Origin of the sequence: Myroides odoratimimus, assembly GCF_030326305.1 — a bacterium.
GTDB classification, from domain to species: domain Bacteria; phylum Bacteroidota; class Bacteroidia; order Flavobacteriales; family Flavobacteriaceae; genus Flavobacterium; species Flavobacterium odoratimimum_A.
This window is the reverse complement of the sequence record NZ_JACAKB010000008.1, coordinates 67,274-84,418: the sequence shown is the minus strand read 5'-3', so window position 1 is coordinate 84,418 and position 17,145 is coordinate 67,274. Positions and strand designations below refer to the sequence as shown.

Genomic DNA, 17,145 nt, shown 5'->3' with positions numbered 1-17,145 from the left:
TTTTAAAAAATTAAGTTCGTTTTATTTTTTAATATCTCTTGCTTTATTTCATAAGCTGCAGAGATAATTTTTACTGAATTCAACCGATCAATGATTGTACCAATTTCGAACTGACTATCAGTTTCTTCTATCTTAATCAAATAATCGACTGACTTTAATTCGGGCAATAAATACCCTTGCTTGGTTACTGGATGATTAGCTGAGACAAATAAAGGAGAATCTAATCCTGACTCAGGTATTAAAAAAGCCTTATTCGCTACCACCTTCCAATACACGTGATGATCAAAATCATCATATTCATAGAATGAAAAAAAAGCATGTCCTACATCTGTAAAGATGTCTACATCACTCTTACTTCTTTCTAGATTAATTTCAAGTATTGAATTTATAAAATACACTACTTTGTAATCTTCTTTTCTGGAAGTATGTATAGCGATCAAGCGATAATCCTCACTATCAAAGTCTTCAAGCTTATATTTTATTATACCCATATAAGAAATTAGTTACACAAATATACAACTTTTATCGAGCTATATTTGTATAACCTCGCTATAATAGATTATAAAAAAGTTAAGGAATTAACAAAAATTATTGCTTTATCTGCTCTTGAAATGCGAAGTATGCACGTTGTGATGCCTTCTCTTCTGCTTTCTTTTTTGAAGTAGCTCTTGCTTTAGCCACTAGTTTATCGTCTATAAACAGACGTACACCGAAGTACTTTAATTCTTCTGCTGTGTCTTCTTCGAAAGTATCATATTTAAACGTATGCTTTCTCTTCTGACACCATTCGATTAGCAAGCTCTTATAGCTAGTTATCTTTGTTTCCAACTCTTGGATATCTGATACCTTACTCAATAGTTGTTCATGGATAAACTTCTCACAAGCAGGATAACCTCTATCTAGATAAATAGCTCCTATAATAGCTTCTAATAAATTGCCATGTATATTCTCTCCAAACTGTTGATTGCCCATTTTACTCTCTACATGTGAGATTAGTTTCAAATCTTTACCTAGCTGGTTTAGATTTTCTCGACTCACAATCTTAGAACGCATTTTCGTCAGATAGCCCTCATCTCCACTCGGAACTTCTATAAACAAATAAGAAGCAATAACAGAACCCAACATCGCATCTCCTAAGAACTCTAAACGCTCATAGTTAATGGGGTGGCCAGCTTCATCACATCTATTCATCGATCGATGAGTGAATGCTATTTTATAATAAGATATCTCTACAGGCTTTACACCTACTATCTCAGTCACCTTTCGACAAAAATTCCCGTCTTCATTATTGAAGGAACGGGAATTATTGAATATTCTATTTAGTAACTTTTTCATCTTTATAGGATGATTTTACTTCTCTAATTTCTTAACCAACACACAAGCATTATGTCCACCAAAGCCGAATGTATTACTCATTCCTACTTTTACATCTCTCTTCTGTGCTTTATTAAATGTGAAGTTTAACTTAGAGTCTATCGCTTCATCATCTGTAAAATGGTTAATTGTAGGTGGAACGATACCATGCTCTAGTGATAAAATCACAGAGATAGCCTCGATAACACCAGCAGCTCCTAATAAATGACCTGTCATCGACTTAGTCGAATTCAAGTTCATCTCATAAGCATGCTCTCCGAATACATTAAGAATAGCCTTAGACTCTGCGATGTCTCCTAGTGGTGTAGAAGTACCATGCATATTTAACACATCTACATCTTTCGCTTCTAATCCAGCATCTTTAAGACAGTTGATCATCACATTAGTAGCCCCTAATCCTTCTGGATGTGGTGCTGTTAAGTGGTGAGCATCAGCTGACATACCTCCTCCACCGATCTCACAGTAGATTCTAGCACCACGTGCTACAGCATGTTCATATTCTTCTAAGATAATAGCTCCAGCTCCTTCTCCTAATACGAATCCTTCTCTGTCTTTGTCCATTGGTCTAGACGCAGTCTTAGGATCATCATTTCTAGTAGATAGTGCATGCATTGCATTAAATCCACCGATACCCGCTATCGTTACAGCAGCCTCAGAACCTCCAGTTACGAAGATATCAGCCATACCTAAACGAATATAGTTAAATGCATCTATAATAGCATTAGTAGATGATGCACATGCAGACACTGTAGTGAAGTTAGGTCCTCTCAGACCGTATTTCATAGAGATATGTCCTCCTGCTAAATCTGCAATCATCTTAGGGATAAAGAAAGGATTGAACTTTGGTACTCCATTTCCTTCTACGAAGTTAGTCACCTCGTTTTGGAATGTTTCTAATCCTCCTATACCTGAACCCCAAATAACTCCTGCTCTATCTAAATCAATAGTTTCTAAATTTAAACCTGAATCTTTGATCGCTTCATCTGCACTAACCATGGCATACTGTGCATAACGGTCCATTTTACGTGCTTCTTTTCTCTCAATAAAATCCTCTACGTTAAAATTCTTTACTTCGCACGCAAACTGAGTTTTGAAATTGGTAGCGTCAAAATATGTAATGGGTGCAGCTCCGCTTACTCCATTAATTAGGTTGTTCCAATACTCTTGAATATTATTTCCAATTGGCGTAAGGGCACCTAAACCGGTAACAACAACTCGCTTTAATTTCATAAAATAACTTATATGGTTTGTACTATAAAAAAAAATCCCAATCTTCACTTTTGTAAAAAAAGGAAACATTGGGGTGTTTGTTTGATTGTATTTGTTAGATTGTTGCCAATCTGTCCTTTTTTGTTTCTTCTAAAAATCAGTCATTTTCAAAAAAATAATAACACCCGCATGTTTATGGAATAAACACGCGGGATATAGTTATTATTTTTTAGCTTCTTCTATGTAAGAGATAGCTTGTCCAACTGTAGCAATGTTTTCAGCTTGGTCATCTGGAATTTGAATATCGAATTCTTTTTCGAACTCCATGATAAGCTCAACAGTGTCTAGTGAATCAGCTCCTAAATCATTAGTGAAGCTTGCTTCTGCTACAACTTCGTTCTCGTCAACACCTAATTTGTCAACGATAATCGCTTTTACTCTTGATGCAATGTCTGACATAATCTTTAATTTTAAATTTAATTTCGTAGGCAAAAATAAAAAACTTTATTTTAAAACCTGATTTTCCATGTTAATTGTCGGTGCGAAATTATAAAAATTATTAATACTTATCGCTATTTTTCTATTTATTGTCAGTTATTATTCTTTTTTTTGTACTTATTTATTGTACTTTCAACTTCATAACACAACTAACTACATGAAAAACATAGCTCTATTCGCCTCTGGTTCAGGGACTAATGTAGAAAACATTATCAACTACTTTGAAAGCAAGTCTATTTCTAATCAATACCTTATATTGGTTAACAACCAAAATGCTAAGGTAATAGAAAAAGCTGAAAAAAGAAATCTTCCAGTTCTGATTTTTGACAGAAATATGCTAAATGATGGTGTTGTATCTCAAAAATTAGAACAATTTCAACCTGATTTAATTGTATTAGCAGGCTTCTTATGGAAATTTCCTGATGACCTTGTTAAAAAATATCCGAATAAAGTAATTAATATACACCCTGCCCTTTTACCGAAATACGGTGGCAAAGGAATGTATGGTCATCACGTACACACAGCAGTCGTAGAAAATAAAGAGAAGGAGTCTGGAATCACTATTCACTATGTAAACGAAAACTATGATGAAGGAGCTGTTATATTCCAAGCTTCTACTCCGATAGAACCTTCCTATACACCAGAAGAAGTAGGCGCAGCTGTACTTAAACTAGAACACCTACACTTCCCACAAGTAATCGAGAAACTACTATTTTAATATTATAAATGAATTTGCCACAAGTAATACTATATACCGATGGCTCCTCTAGAGGTAACCCTGGTCCTGGTGGATATGGACTAATACTAGAGTGGGCAGGTCATAATGTCTATAAAGAAGCATCCCAAGGATACCGCAAAACTACCAATAACCGCATGGAACTACTAGCGGTGATCGTAGGCTTAGAAATGCTAAAGAACGAAGGCACTAATGTCCTAGTGGTATCTGACTCTAAGTATGTGGTAGACGCTGTAGAAAAGCGATGGGTATTCGGATGGGAGAAAAAAGCCTTTAAAGACAAAAAGAACCCCGACTTATGGCAACGCTTCTTAATAGTATACCGCAAACACAACGTCCAGTTTAAATGGGTAAAAGGACATAACAACCATCCTATGAACGAACGATGTGATGTCCTTGCAGTAAAAGCAGCAACAGGAACTAAATTATTAATAGACGAATATTACGAGTCTGAAGAAAATTAATAAAACAACAAAGAGCATCTTTTTAAGGGATGCTCTTCGTCGTTATACTACATAAGAGAAGGTCTCTCTATATCCGAAAAATCTAAGTCACTACTAAATAACCTATCGCATAACTCACTAGCTCCATATTCTGTGAAGTATGCTAATTCATTATCTAATATTGGTACAGCTAGTAAAAAATATACTGTCTTATCTTCTAGTTGCATTTGACCTAACCTATCTTCCCATAAATACGGGTGAACGAATAATAAATGAGGTAAATGAGTATCTTTTATATAAGTTCTAATGAGATCTTTAAATACAGTATAGGGTTGACATGGATTTTTATCCACTTTTATACTAAAGCCTGCTGCCAAAATGATAGAATGCCACTTATCAGAATTCACATTCCCCTCCATTAGTATCTCCACAGGTATATTCACCAGACTACCATCCCTCATCTCTATAAGGTTCTCACTATCCGACACCCCTACAGTACAGTAAATATCAATATCTTTATTTAAAGGATATTGACACTGTAGTACATCTATACGCACAGCATGTTCGTGATTATGAAATGTATCTACACTCGGAGAAAGCCCAATAATATTCGTTACATTATGGATTAACTGTTTATTGTCATTAGAAAACTCATTCATCTTATTCCTTTTAATTTAGCATTATAGTTATTGATTTATACCCTTTGTCCTTACAGCCTCTCCCTGCGAATCTCTGTTACTACTAGAGTCTCCGCTAGATTATCGTGTAAAGTCTGCTTCTGATCTGACCAGAAAAACATAAAATAACCAATACATAACATAAAACCAGATAATAATCTAGCAAAAAATCGCCCTGTAGCCTGACCATAAGTCACTCGCTGTCCCTTACAGTCAAGTAACATAATCTTCATCGTTTTTTGCCCTATAGTCGCTTGTCCATCGTTACTCTGCATTAATGAAAAATAGAGCCACCCAGCTATAAATGGAAAAAAGAGGCTTGGTATTAAAAGAATCAAACCATCTAATAACCCTGCTACAAAACGCTCTCCAAAGTCAGCGTATCGATAGTGAATTCGTTCTGTAGGTGTAGTTACAATCACATATCGATTATCCCTAGTATAAGCCAAACTAACATTTTGATTATACCCATAATTTGGTGTGCTATACATCGGTCTCTGAAGATACACCTCAAACTCTCGTAGAAATCTTGCCTCTGTCCAATCGTGCAATTCACTATGCCAGATTAGCGTAGTCGGAGAGATTACAAACTGTCCTAACTCAGAGAACTGATATGGTCCTTGACTTTCGCCATTAATAGAGATAAAGTATTCTTTATTCATTAATTATATTTTTTTAACAAAAATAAACATATTAATGATTATAAAATACCCTATTCAATCTTTTTGTTTTCAAACATATCCACATAAAGAGTCACAGGCGTACATACCTCCTTATTTGGATCAGGTTGATACTGTTCTTTTATACCGAATAATCTTTTAAAAGCATAAATGAATAATCCAAAAAATAAAACTAAACACATAAGTGTATTTATATTTCGTTCGTGATAGAAATAGCGAGCGAACTCAAAATAATCAAAACTTACCCCAAACTCATCTTCTAGCGAAATAAGTAAATCATCTATATCAAGACCATATCCAAAATTATAAGCAATATCACTGTTCTCAGTAATCACCTTTTCTTGTCGACTCGTATCAGTATTCAAAAAAGATATCACATTCTCTAAAGTCAATTCCCTCGTAATATTTATCTATCTTCTCATTCATTTTACTCTATTCCTTTGTAACTGAGTATCCCACTTTTGTTCTTATTCTCAGTTGTATAATAAACTGATGTACCATCTTCTTTAGTTTCTTTAAGAATTACACTTTCAAATATCAAATCAGATGCCAAAGAGAAATAAGGTCTCCCCACTTTTTTATTAGCTTTATTATGTTGAGTAGCTTTTAACTCAGCGAATTTAAAAAACTTACTAATCGACATCTCCTGCCCCATTGACTTTGTATCTAATATCACACCCGACTCTACAACAGAGAAATTAAACACATAGTATACACCACTATTTTCATATACTTTCACTTGAAATTCCTTAAGCAGACCATCCTCTCGTATAGGATTACCAATAAATCTAAGCTGTTTAGCGTCTCTTACTTCTTTCTCTCCTGCTGCTGCATTCATTAATAATACGATAGGCTCTTTTATAATATGTGATCCCTGTGCTGACACTAAAGAAGGCACAAGAAAACAAAATATGAACCACACTATACTTATCCCTCTCATAATTCTTCTATAGTTTTATAAATTCATCCTTATAATGCTTACTCGGCTTTATCCAAGCCCTAGTTCTCTCTGCATTAATAATCCAATTAAAACGTTTCATCATATCTGCTCCAAATAAACTAAAAGGTTGATTCTTTAATTCTCCTGAGAAGTACGCCACTCTCACCTGCTGTAGTTCAGCACTACCTAAACTTACTTTAGTCACCTCAGCAGTATTCGTAATCACACTTTTGCCTGCTGAGTTCTTTAATTCTTTATGATCTATAGTAACTAATTTGTCTTTTAACCTATTCTCCTCCGCAAATTTGTCATCGTATAGAATCCCTCCCGAATAACCAGACTGAAGATAAAAAGAATGTACATACTCCTGCCCAGCTATCTCACTCAGCATATCGATAAACATAGCACCATTGCGATAATGAACAGAAACAGACTGATATCCCTCTACACTAGGCATACTTGCATAAGACACCAACTCCTCCTTATCATAATTTATCTCTAATACACTATCTTTAAACAACGCCATACCGATCTTACCATCTGACTCTGATCCGCTATACTGCTTATCTACAAAGGAAATACCATCCCACACATGCCCACTAATCTCTACTGTATTAGAAGCGCTATAATCTTCTTTATCAAAAATGATATGCTCTACCTTATTCACACGCACAGGCGAGATAGCGCCATCATCCATCGCTACCTGAAACATTAGGTCTAGGCTATCCTTCTGATTCACGACTGTCTTTAGTATTACATTATTATACTTAGTCAGTCTAAAAGGAATACGCACCTGAGCACTAGCGAGAGTTCCCATAGCACACATTATTAAAAGCATTAAGCTCTTCTTCATAATTAATAAGGTTATTAGTTAGTTCGTTATCGTAAATCTAAAAAACATTTCTCTTTTTTCTATTCTATCCCCTTAAAAAACACTTTTTAGACCTATAAAAGACGAACTACAACTCCTTATTTCTGTTTTTTGATGAGATTATGGGGTATTCATCCTCTTTTAGCAGAAAAAACGGCACTCTTTTTTATACCTAATTTGTCAACAAAATAAACACAAAAAGCTAGTTACCAACATATTAACACAAAATCAATCAAATCACTCAATAAGCCTTAACACACTCTAATCTTAGTATTTATAAGCAATCGAAGCAATTCCTTCAACACTTCTTCAACATTTCTCCAATATTGCTCTAGCTAACAAGGCTTTTGTTGAAGGAATCTTGAATAGGTGTTGTAGCACTCTTGAAGCAAGAAGTATTTAAGTGTTTTTATAATGTGTCCATTATGATTATTTCACTATCTTTAAGCTAGTGTATAGACTCCTTTGCACACTGTATTATGCATCGGGTAGTTTCTAAAAAAGAAGTGAAATAAGCTTCAGAGAAAAGACTTTATAATTATTTAATTCCGTGTTAAATAACCATATCTGATAAAGGTGATATAATCATCCTTTTATAGAATAATACTGACTAAGTACTAGATAATTGCGTTAAAAACAACAATCTATACTAAAACACTCAGTGTTAGCAAAATAGTTAATTATAGCTTTTAAATTTGGTAGTAAAAAGAGTATTGCCATATATTTGTAGCTTATTTCTTTGCAAAAAATATGAATAAATTACTGATAGTGGGGACGGTGGCCTTTGATGAAATAGAAACTCCATTCGGAAAAACAGACAAGATATTAGGTGGTGCAGCGACATACATCGGATTGTCTGCCTCACACTTTAATATTAAATCAGCTATAGTGTCTGTAGTTGGAAATGATTTTCCACAAGAACACTTGGATCTTTTAAATAGTAGAAACATTGACACTACTGGAATAGAAGTAGTAAAAGATGGTAAAACCTTCTTCTGGAGTGGTAGATACCATAACGATCTAAACTCTAGAGATACTTTAGATACACAGCTTAATGTATTGGCTGACTTTAATCCTATCGTACCAGAAGATTTTAAAGAATCTGATGTAGTAATGTTAGGTAATCTTCATCCAAACATTCAGATCAAAGTATTAGATCAATTAACCGCTAAACCTAAACTTATCGTTCTAGACACCATGAATTTTTGGATGAATTGTGCGCTAGATGAATTAAAGGAAGTGCTAAAGAGAATCGATGTTATCACTATCAATGATGAAGAGGCACGTCAGCTATCTGGAGAATATTCTCTAGTGAAAGCTGCTGAAGTTATTCATACCATGGGACCAAAATACGTTGTGATTAAAAAAGGTGAACATGGTGCTTTATTATTTGAAGATAAAGACGTATTTTTCGCACCTGCATTACCGTTAAAAGAAGTGTTCGATCCGACAGGAGCTGGAGATACTTTTGCAGGTGGTTTTACAGGTTATTTGACACAGAGCAGCAATGTTTCGTTCAGAAATATGAAGAATGCTATCATATATGGCTCGAATCTTGCATCATTCTGTGTAGAAGAATTTGGAACATCAAGGATGGAAAAATTAAACGACAAAGAAGTGGTGGGAAGACTACAACAATTTAAAATGTTAACTCAATTCGATATCGAATTAAAACAATAATGTAAAATTATAAGCCTCGTTATGGGGCTTTTTTTATTCAACAACAACACACAACTAACATGAGCGACGCTTTAAAACACGAATGCGGTATAGCGGTTCTAAGACTAAAAAAACCGTTATCCTACTACAAAGAGAAGTATGGAAGTGCTTTCTACCCGATACAAAAGATGTATCTATTACTAGAAAAACAGCACAACCGAGGACAAGATGGAGCTGGACTAGCAAGTATTAAACTTGATATGGAACCTGGTGAGCGATACATTAGTCGTGTTCGTTCAAACAAAGCACAACCTATTCAGGATATCTTCATGCAGATCAATGAGCGTATCAATGAAGAAATGGAAGCACACCCTGAATACCAAAACAACGTAGATCTTCAGAAAAAACATATTCCTTATATAGGTGAAGTTTTCTTAGGTCACGTAAGATATGGAACATTCGGAAAGAACAATATCGAGAGTGTTCACCCATTCTTGCGCCAGAATAACTGGATGCACAGAAACCTAATCGTAGCGGGTAACTTCAACCTGACTAACGTACGTGATTTATTCCAAGACTTAGTAGAACTAGGTCAACATCCTAAAGAAATGTCTGATACCATTACAGTAATGGAGAAGATAGGGCACTTCTTAGATGATGAAGTAAATGACTTATACTATAAAATAAAACAAGAAGGATATACTAAAAAGAAAGCTTCTCCACTAATCGGAGAACGTCTAGATGTAGCGCGTATCTTACGCCGTGCTTCTAAGAACTGGGATGGAGGTTTTGCGATGGCTGGTATGATCGGACATGGTGATACATTCGTATTACGTGACCCTGCTGGTATACGCCCTGCATTCTACTTCGAGAATGATGAGATCGTGGTAGTAGCTAGTGAAAGACCTGTGATACAGACTGCATTCAATGTACCATTCGAAGAGATTAAAGAATTAGATCCTGGTAAGGCTATCATTATCCGCAAAGATGCTTCAGTAAAATTTGAACAAATCTTAGAGCCACTTCCTCTTAAAGCATGTTCTTTTGAGAGAGTGTATTTCTCTAGAGGAAATGATGCAGATATATACCAAGAGCGAAAAGATTTAGGTAAGCTAATCTTCCCTGAGGTATTAAAAGCGATCGGAGATGATACAGATAACTCTGTGTTCTCTTATATCCCGAATACTTCTGAGACATCATTCTTCGGGATGGTAGAAGGAGCACAAGACTTCCTTAATCAACGTAAAATAAGTGATATTCTAAAGAATAAAGAAGACTTATCTGAAGCGAAGTTACAAGAGATCTTATCTGTAAAACTAAGAACAGAGAAGATCGCTGTAAAAGATGCTAAACTGAGAACATTCATCACAGATGACAGTAGTCGCGATGACTTAGTAGCACACGTATACGATGTGACTTATGGTGTGATTAAACCTACTGATAACTTAGTGATCATCGATGATAGTATCGTACGTGGTACTACACTTAAAAAGAGTATTATCCGCATGCTAGATAGACTTAACCCTAAGCGTATCGTGGTGGTATCTGCTGCTCCACAGGTGAGATACCCTGACTGCTATGGTATCGATATGGCTAAGCTAGAGGGATTAATCGCTTTCCAAGCTGCTATAGAGCTATTAAAAGAGCGCAACTTATATCATATCGTAGATGAAGTGTATAAGAAGTCTAAAGCACAAGAGCACTTACAAGATAGTGAAGTCATTAACTATGTAAAAGATATCTATGCACCATTTACAGATGAAGAGATTTCTAATAAGATCGCTGTAATGGTAAAAGATGTGAATATAAAGTCTGAAGTTAAGATTGTATTCCAGTCTGTAGAGAACTTACATATCGCTTGTCCTAAGAATTTAGGAGACTGGTACTTCACTGGTGATTATCCTACTAAAGGAGGAAATAGAGTCGTAAATAGAGCTTTTATCAACTTCTACGAAGGAAGAGACGAAAAACCATACTAGAATATAAAATAAAGCATATCTCATCACAAGAGACTAAATAATAAAAGGGCTGTTATCAAAAGATAACAGCCCTTTTACTTTATATAATATAACTTATATTAGTTATTGTAACCAAAAGAAGTACGCGATAATAGCAATTAATACCGCACAGATAATATTCAATACAAAACCTGCTTTCATCATATCCTTCTGACGAATATCACCTGTACCAAATACAATGGCATTAGGTGGAGTAGCAACAGGCAACATAAAGGCACATGAGGCTCCTAGACCTATAATCATAGACAATCCTAATGGTGGTAATCCTAACTGGTCTGATATCGTAATAAACAAAGGGACTAACAAGGCAGCACTAGCTGTATTAGAAGTAAACTCTGTCAAGAATACAATAAAGAACGATACTACTAGCCCAATAGTGAAATAACTACTATCACGAATCACTGATACTAATAAGTCTGCTAAAACTTCACTTGCGCCAGAATCTCTAAGTACCATACTCAAAGTCAAACCTCCTCCAAATAAAAGAAGAACTCCCCAATCTACATTGTGCTGTAACTCTTTCCATCTAGAAACCTGACTCACACAGATCAACATAAATGCTCCTAAGGCAATAAAAGTGTCAAAATTACTAAACTTACTTTCAAAGCCTACTAAGGAAGCTACTAGTGGATTTAACTGATCACTAAAGATCCAACACAGTGCTGTAGTAATAAATATAGCTAATGTTAGCCATCTATCAGAAGTCATTGGAATTCTCTCTGTATTAGCTTTAAATTCAAAGTCTAGCTTAGGTTTGAACACAAAGTAAATCACCCCTATCATCAGTGGTAATAATATCAAGACCATAGGAATCCCCATCTTCATCCACTCTGCAAAAGAAATATTTAACTGAGAAGCTACGATAGCATTAGGTGGGCTACCTACTACTGTTCCCATCCCTCCGATACTAGCACTATACGCTATACCTAAGAGTACAAACACATAGGTACTTCTATACTGGTCTTTATCTAACTGACCTAATACTCCTATCACTAATGGTAGCATCATCGCTACTGTAGCAGTATTACTAATCCACATCGATAATACGGCTGTAGCTATAAAGAGATAAAACACAGCATAAGACAATCTTCCTTTAGCGAGGTACATAATCTTATTGGCTATAATCATATCTAATTTCTGCACATGCAGCGCTCCTGCTAATACGAAACCTCCTAAAAATAGAAATATAGTAGGATCTGCAAAAGAGGCTAAAGCAGGCTTAGTATCCGTCAATCCAAGTCCTATGGCAAGCACAGGTACAAACACGGCTGTGGTGGTCACATGTATCGCCTCTGTCAACCATAACACAGCTACAAAGACTAAAAGAGCTAATCCTTTATTAACTTGTGGTTCGTATGGTAAATAGTTGATAAGAAGTAATAACGCAATAACATTAAAAAAGATAATAAGGTAATTTCTCTTCGATTTTAATGGTCGATTTTCATGCTCATAGTCTAAACGCATATTCAGTCGTGTTTAATAATTTTAACTAAAGTTAACAAAAAAATAAATTTACAATACCTATTAGATAGAAAAACGCTTTATTATTTGATTTCTATCAGAAATAATCTCTTTAGAAGGCATAAAAAAAGCCATTCATACGAATGGCTTCTTCTTATTCTTATAAAACGTACTAAGCATTACCTTCCCACTCATCGTAGAACTGGCTAAGAAAAGACTCCATAAAGCGATGTCTTCCTTCTGCTAATTGTTTTCCTGTTTCGGTATTCATTAGATCCTTTAAACGAAGTAATTTCTCATAGAAGTGATTAATCGTAGTTCCAACGTTCTTCTTATACTCTTCTTTAGACATTCCAATCTTAGGATCAATACTAGGGTCGTGAATCAAATTATTCTTATACCCTCCGTAATTAAATGTTCTAGCGATACCAATAGCACCGATAGCATCTAATCGATCTGCGTCTTGTACAATATCTAATTCTTTAGAACGAAAAGCTTGATTAAAGTTACCTCCTTTAAAAGATATATTTTCAATTCCTTTTACAACATGTACAATAGTATCTTCATCATATCCTAAGTTTTCTAGTAATACTCTAGCTTTAATTGGGCCTACTGTCTCATCTCCATTGTGAAATTTACTATCTGCTATATCGTGTAGTAGGGCTATTAACTTCACTATTTCTAGATTCACTTCTCCCTCTCCTTCTACGATGTTTAAAGCATTCTTATAAACTCGTTCAATGTGGAACCAGTCGTGACCGCTCTCAGCTTGCTGTAACTCTTTCTTTACATAAAGGATGACTTGATCTATACGCTTGTCCATATCTATTGTATTGTATTGTTTTATTATTTAATAAGGGCTGGTTTAACCCACTTAAATATGTGTTCTTCTTTACCGATGGTCATACGGTCAGCTACTCTAGCCATACGCGCTGGCAACTTCATTAGATAATCTCTTGCTTTCTCTGCATCATCAGTAAGATTATTCAACTCTGCTACTTGCCAACGGTCAATTAATTTCTGCATAATATCGATATAATCATGCGCTGTATAAACACCTATTCGCTGTGCAGAATCAGAGAACAGCTCAAAAGCATCTCCCATCTTACCTCCTGATTCACGGATTAAGTTAGCTGGCATCGTGATCTTTCTCTTCATCATATCCACAAATGCTAATAACATCTCGCTAGGATCTACTTTAAAGATACGGTCAACAAACTCACTATATGCATGGTGATGTCTCATCTCATCTCCTGCAATCAATCTACAGATCTTAGACAACTTATGGTCTCCATACTGCTTCGCTAATTTAGCTACACGGTTATGAGAAATATAAGTCGCTAACTCTTGGAAACTCGTAAATACAAAGTTCTTATAAGGGTCTCTATCAGTACCTGGATCAAAACCATCATTAATCAAGTGATGAGTAGTAATCTCTATCTCTTTCATATCTACTCTACCAGATAAATATAGGTACTTATTAAGAAGGTCTCCATGACGGTTCTCTTCACCAGTCCAGTGACGTAACCATTTAGCCCATCCATTACCACCTTCACCATCTTTTTGGTTGACTCCTTCTACATCCATTAACCATGATTCATACGTTGGTAATGCCTCTTCAGTGATAGTATCACCTACTAAAACAACCCAAAAATCATAAGGTAATTCTTTAGCGTATTCTCTTAATTCCTTTACTTCTTCCAAAAAGTTTTCACCTTCTGAATCTGGTAATAGGTCTGATGGTTGCCATATTTTCTCTACGGGGATCAGATAACTCTCTACGAAGCTATCAATATTCTTTTCTAAGAATTGCATTACTTCTAGGCGAACATTCTTTATAGACATACAATTATGTTTATGCCTCTATACTACTTCTTGGTTTAGTTTGCTTGACAGTAGCAAAAGGCTAGTTTATATTTAGAATTTTATTCTATTCTATTTTTGATTTAATCTTGTCTTCACACCTCTGAATAATTTCCTCAAAAGAGTAATCTTTCACAGCAAAAGGTTGATGAGCATATAAGCTTATTCTCGCTCCTAATCCATAAGGGAAGTTTCCAAAACGGAATATCTTCCAAGAATTATTAATAGTCAAAGGTACAACTAATGCATCAGGCGCAAACTTACAAAGCATTTTAACTCCATTCTCAGAAAACCTCTTCAGCTTACCATCTCTACTACGTGTTCCTTCTGGAAAGATGACTGCAGATCGGTTATGCTTAGTGATATATTGTCCTAATCCTTTAATAGCTGTTAATGCTTGCTTAGCATCCTTACGGTCTATCAATACAGAACCTCCATGGTTAAGATTATATGATACACTAGGGAAACCTTTTCCTAGTTCTTTCTTACTAACAAACTTTGGGTGATTCTTTCTAAAAAACCAAATAATCATCGGAATATCAAACATACTCTGGTGATTAGAAACAAATATGATCGGACGATCTGTAGGAAGTTCTTCTTCTTGACGGAACTTATAACTCGTACCAAGGATACCTGTACAGGCCATTAGCCACCATACAAGTCCATTAACAGTAACATTATGAGCTTTATATCCAAACAGGTTGAATGCAATCCACTGTAATGCGTGAAATACACATAATACTATTAGCATAATAATCACAAATAGTATAGATATAGGATATGATATTATTTTTTGCATTAATCGATTAGTTTATCGCAAATATACACTTAAACATATATACAACAATAAACATACCTCGCAAATTAACTCTTATATAAGGTATTATATCTAGGAATTTGTATTAAAAGTATTCTCTTAAAAGTTATTTCTAAACAAATTAGACAGAATCAAGTAACACTATAATAGTGAAGAAAGGACAAAAAAAAGACCACCAAAAGGTGGTCTTGATTCTTAACAAAATTCTTTATAAGCATCCATTAAGTTCTCTGCTATAGCATCAGCAGTATTTCCTTCAATGTGATGTCTCTCTAACATGTGAACTAATTCACCATTTTTAAACAAAGCCATAGAAGGAGATGATGGAGGGAATGGGAACATGTGCTGACGAGCAACATCTACTGCCTCTTTATCTACTCCTGCGAATACAGTGATCACATTAGTAGGTTTTTTCTCTCCTCCTAAACTCATTACTGCTGCTGGACGTGCATTACGTGCAGCGCATCCACATACTGAGTTTACAACTACTAATGTAGTCCCTTCTTTTTGTAAAGCTTCTTCTACATCAGCTCCTGTATGTAATGATTCAAATCCTGCATCAACTAATTCTTGACGCATCGGTTTTACTATTTCTTCTGGATACATAATATAAATCTAAAATTAGGTTATAAAGCAAAGTTACATTTTTTATTAAACATAAAAACATCTGAATTATAAAGAAATGTTATACTTTATTAGAAGTCCCCTTCTTCATCTTATTTATCCAGATAAAAATACCTGTTATCGGCAAACTTGTAGCTATCAAACAGACAATGAAGTAAATAACCTTAGAAAACATTCCATAAATATCTCCAAAGTGTAGAGCACGAATAGAACTAGCTATCTTCTCTCCTACACTCTTATCATTAAACAGATCTTGTTTAATAATATCTCCTGAATACTGATCTATAAACACTCTGTCAGTCACAGTCTCATTAAAACGTGCTAAGTCATTCTTGTTTATTTCATAACTCCCTACAGAATCTTTAGGTATAGATATCGTAATAGTCCTAGCCGTAAAAGGAAGTTCTTTATTTGCAATATCAATCGCTTGAGCTAGGCTAATCGTTTTATCATCTTGAACAACTGATTCAGGTTTGACCTCGTTGCGCCCACCGAATACCTTTGTCCCTAACACTTTACTCAACCCATCTCTATACCACTCGAAAGACCAACACAGTCCTGTCAAAGACATAATCAACACAATAATAAGAGTATAAAAACCAAGTGTATTATGCAAGTCGTGATTAATACGTTTCCAATTTGCATTAAATTTAATCTTAAAGCCAGGTTTAAAGCTCTTCCATCCTTTTATTTTCTTTGGCAACCAAAGAATCAATCCCGAAACAGACAAAAAAACAAAAATAATAGTCGCTATTCCAACTATAGGACGCCCTATCTCACTCTCTAACAACAACCATCTGTGTAGCTTAAATACAGTCATAAAAAATTCGTCTGCAGGTCCTCTACCACTGCCTACTACTTCATTTGTATATGGGTTAAGATATACCGTTTCGTTCTTCTTCTCTTTCTCCGCAAAACTTACTGAAAACACATAAGGAGCATCCTTCTTATGGCTTATACTTACACGTTGTACTGTTCCTTGATAAGTGGATTCAACATAAGCCTTCATCTCATCAATAGATAATACCTTATCCTTAACAACAGTCAACTTATACATGTCTGGTGCTAACAGTTTCTGAATCTCACTTTTAAAAGTATAGATTGTCCCTGTTAGACATACCACAAATAGTATTAATGAACTAGCTATACCAAGCCATAAATGTAAGTCGTTCATTAATTTTCGAAAGGTGCTCTTCTTTTTTGTCTTCATAAAAAGGTCTATAATCACAAAACACGACTCTACTCTGCGAGTAAAGTCGTGTTTTTGTCTACTAA

Annotated in this window: 19 protein-coding genes; 4 read left to right on the top strand and 15 right to left on the bottom strand. The window is 35.1% G+C overall.

Annotation, left to right across the window (positions count from 1 at the left end; all coding sequences use genetic code 11):
* Positions 1–2: 2 nt before the first annotated feature.
* From HX049_RS08340 to HX049_RS08325, 4 genes are all read right to left on the bottom strand, one after another.
* The gene (locus tag HX049_RS08340; RefSeq protein WP_286415374.1) at positions 3–491 is read right to left on the bottom strand and encodes an IPExxxVDY family protein; all 489 of its coding nucleotides are present in this window, start codon (positions 489–491) and stop codon (positions 3–5) included.
* A 97-nt stretch (positions 492–588) separates the two neighbouring features.
* On the bottom strand, positions 589–1,335 hold the full coding sequence (rnc, locus tag HX049_RS08335) for a ribonuclease III (protein WP_286415373.1): 747 nt from the start codon (positions 1,333–1,335) through the stop codon (positions 589–591).
* Between the two features lie 15 nt (positions 1,336–1,350).
* Positions 1,351–2,604, bottom strand: a complete 1,254-nt coding sequence (fabF, locus tag HX049_RS08330) for a beta-ketoacyl-ACP synthase II (RefSeq protein ID WP_286415371.1) — start codon at positions 2,602–2,604, stop codon at positions 1,351–1,353.
* Positions 2,605–2,805: 201 nt separating this feature from the next.
* On the bottom strand, positions 2,806–3,042 hold the full coding sequence (locus tag HX049_RS08325) for an acyl carrier protein (protein WP_002988156.1): 237 nt from the start codon (positions 3,040–3,042) through the stop codon (positions 2,806–2,808).
* 196 nt (positions 3,043–3,238) lie between these two features.
* On the opposite strand from HX049_RS08325, the gene HX049_RS08320 reads away from it, so the two are divergent.
* Positions 3,239–3,799: a phosphoribosylglycinamide formyltransferase gene (locus tag HX049_RS08320; protein WP_041894808.1), complete on the top strand. Its 561-nt coding sequence runs from the start codon at positions 3,239–3,241 to the stop codon at positions 3,797–3,799.
* A gap of 8 nt (positions 3,800–3,807) precedes the next feature.
* On the top strand, positions 3,808–4,281 hold the full coding sequence (gene rnhA, locus HX049_RS08315; protein ID WP_286415370.1) for a ribonuclease HI: 474 nt from the start codon (positions 3,808–3,810) through the stop codon (positions 4,279–4,281).
* Between the two features lie 47 nt (positions 4,282–4,328).
* Here rnhA and HX049_RS08310 read toward each other — a convergent pair whose 3' ends face one another.
* From HX049_RS08310 to HX049_RS08290, 5 genes are read right to left on the bottom strand one after another with little or no spacing between them, the layout of a single operon-like run.
* Entirely contained in the window at positions 4,329–4,919 is a 591-nt protein-coding gene (locus HX049_RS08310; protein ID WP_286415369.1) for a suppressor of fused domain protein, read from the bottom strand.
* A gap of 50 nt (positions 4,920–4,969) precedes the next feature.
* Complete coding sequence (locus tag HX049_RS08305; RefSeq protein ID WP_286415367.1) at positions 4,970–5,599, bottom strand: RDD family protein; 630 nt, start codon at positions 5,597–5,599, stop codon at positions 4,970–4,972.
* A 50-nt stretch (positions 5,600–5,649) separates the two neighbouring features.
* On the bottom strand, positions 5,650–6,009 hold the full coding sequence (locus tag HX049_RS08300; RefSeq protein WP_286415365.1) for a hypothetical protein: 360 nt from the start codon (positions 6,007–6,009) through the stop codon (positions 5,650–5,652).
* 35 nt (positions 6,010–6,044) lie between these two features.
* A complete protein-coding gene (locus HX049_RS08295; protein WP_286415363.1) occupies positions 6,045–6,557 on the bottom strand; it encodes a hypothetical protein in 513 nt (170 codons plus the stop codon).
* 7 nt (positions 6,558–6,564) lie between these two features.
* Positions 6,565–7,410: a hypothetical protein gene (locus HX049_RS08290; RefSeq protein ID WP_286415361.1), complete on the bottom strand. Its 846-nt coding sequence runs from the start codon at positions 7,408–7,410 to the stop codon at positions 6,565–6,567.
* Positions 7,411–8,178: 768 nt separating this feature from the next.
* Between HX049_RS08290 and HX049_RS08285 the strand changes: the two genes are divergently transcribed.
* The gene (locus HX049_RS08285) at positions 8,179–9,108 is read left to right on the top strand and encodes a PfkB family carbohydrate kinase (protein WP_286415359.1); all 930 of its coding nucleotides are present in this window, start codon (positions 8,179–8,181) and stop codon (positions 9,106–9,108) included.
* Positions 9,109–9,167: 59 nt separating this feature from the next.
* Positions 9,168–11,066 carry an amidophosphoribosyltransferase gene (locus tag HX049_RS08280; protein WP_286415357.1) on the top strand — a complete coding sequence of 633 codons (1,899 nt, stop codon included), beginning with the start codon at positions 9,168–9,170 and terminating at the stop codon, positions 11,064–11,066.
* 102 nt (positions 11,067–11,168) lie between these two features.
* Here HX049_RS08280 and HX049_RS08275 read toward each other — a convergent pair whose 3' ends face one another.
* The 6 genes from HX049_RS08275 to HX049_RS08250 all read right to left on the bottom strand — a co-directional run bounded on the left by HX049_RS08275 (position 11,169) and on the right by HX049_RS08250 (position 17,080).
* Positions 11,169–12,569 (bottom strand): SLC13 family permease, encoded by a 1,401-nt coding sequence (locus HX049_RS08275; protein ID WP_286415355.1) that lies wholly within the window; start codon positions 12,567–12,569, stop codon positions 11,169–11,171.
* 169 nt (positions 12,570–12,738) lie between these two features.
* On the bottom strand, positions 12,739–13,389 hold the full coding sequence (locus HX049_RS08270; RefSeq protein WP_286415354.1) for an HD domain-containing protein: 651 nt from the start codon (positions 13,387–13,389) through the stop codon (positions 12,739–12,741).
* Positions 13,390–13,412: 23 nt separating this feature from the next.
* Positions 13,413–14,411 carry an acyl-ACP desaturase gene (locus HX049_RS08265; protein ID WP_006259895.1) on the bottom strand — a complete coding sequence of 333 codons (999 nt, stop codon included), beginning with the start codon at positions 14,409–14,411 and terminating at the stop codon, positions 13,413–13,415.
* Positions 14,412–14,496: 85 nt separating this feature from the next.
* Positions 14,497–15,228 (bottom strand): lysophospholipid acyltransferase family protein, encoded by a 732-nt coding sequence (locus HX049_RS08260; protein WP_286415353.1) that lies wholly within the window; start codon positions 15,226–15,228, stop codon positions 14,497–14,499.
* A 213-nt stretch (positions 15,229–15,441) separates the two neighbouring features.
* Positions 15,442–15,852, bottom strand: a complete 411-nt coding sequence (locus HX049_RS08255) for a BrxA/BrxB family bacilliredoxin (protein WP_286415351.1) — start codon at positions 15,850–15,852, stop codon at positions 15,442–15,444.
* A 79-nt stretch (positions 15,853–15,931) separates the two neighbouring features.
* Positions 15,932–17,080, bottom strand: a complete 1,149-nt coding sequence (locus HX049_RS08250; protein ID WP_286415349.1) for a PepSY-associated TM helix domain-containing protein — start codon at positions 17,078–17,080, stop codon at positions 15,932–15,934.
* Positions 17,081–17,145: the final 65 nt, after the last annotated feature.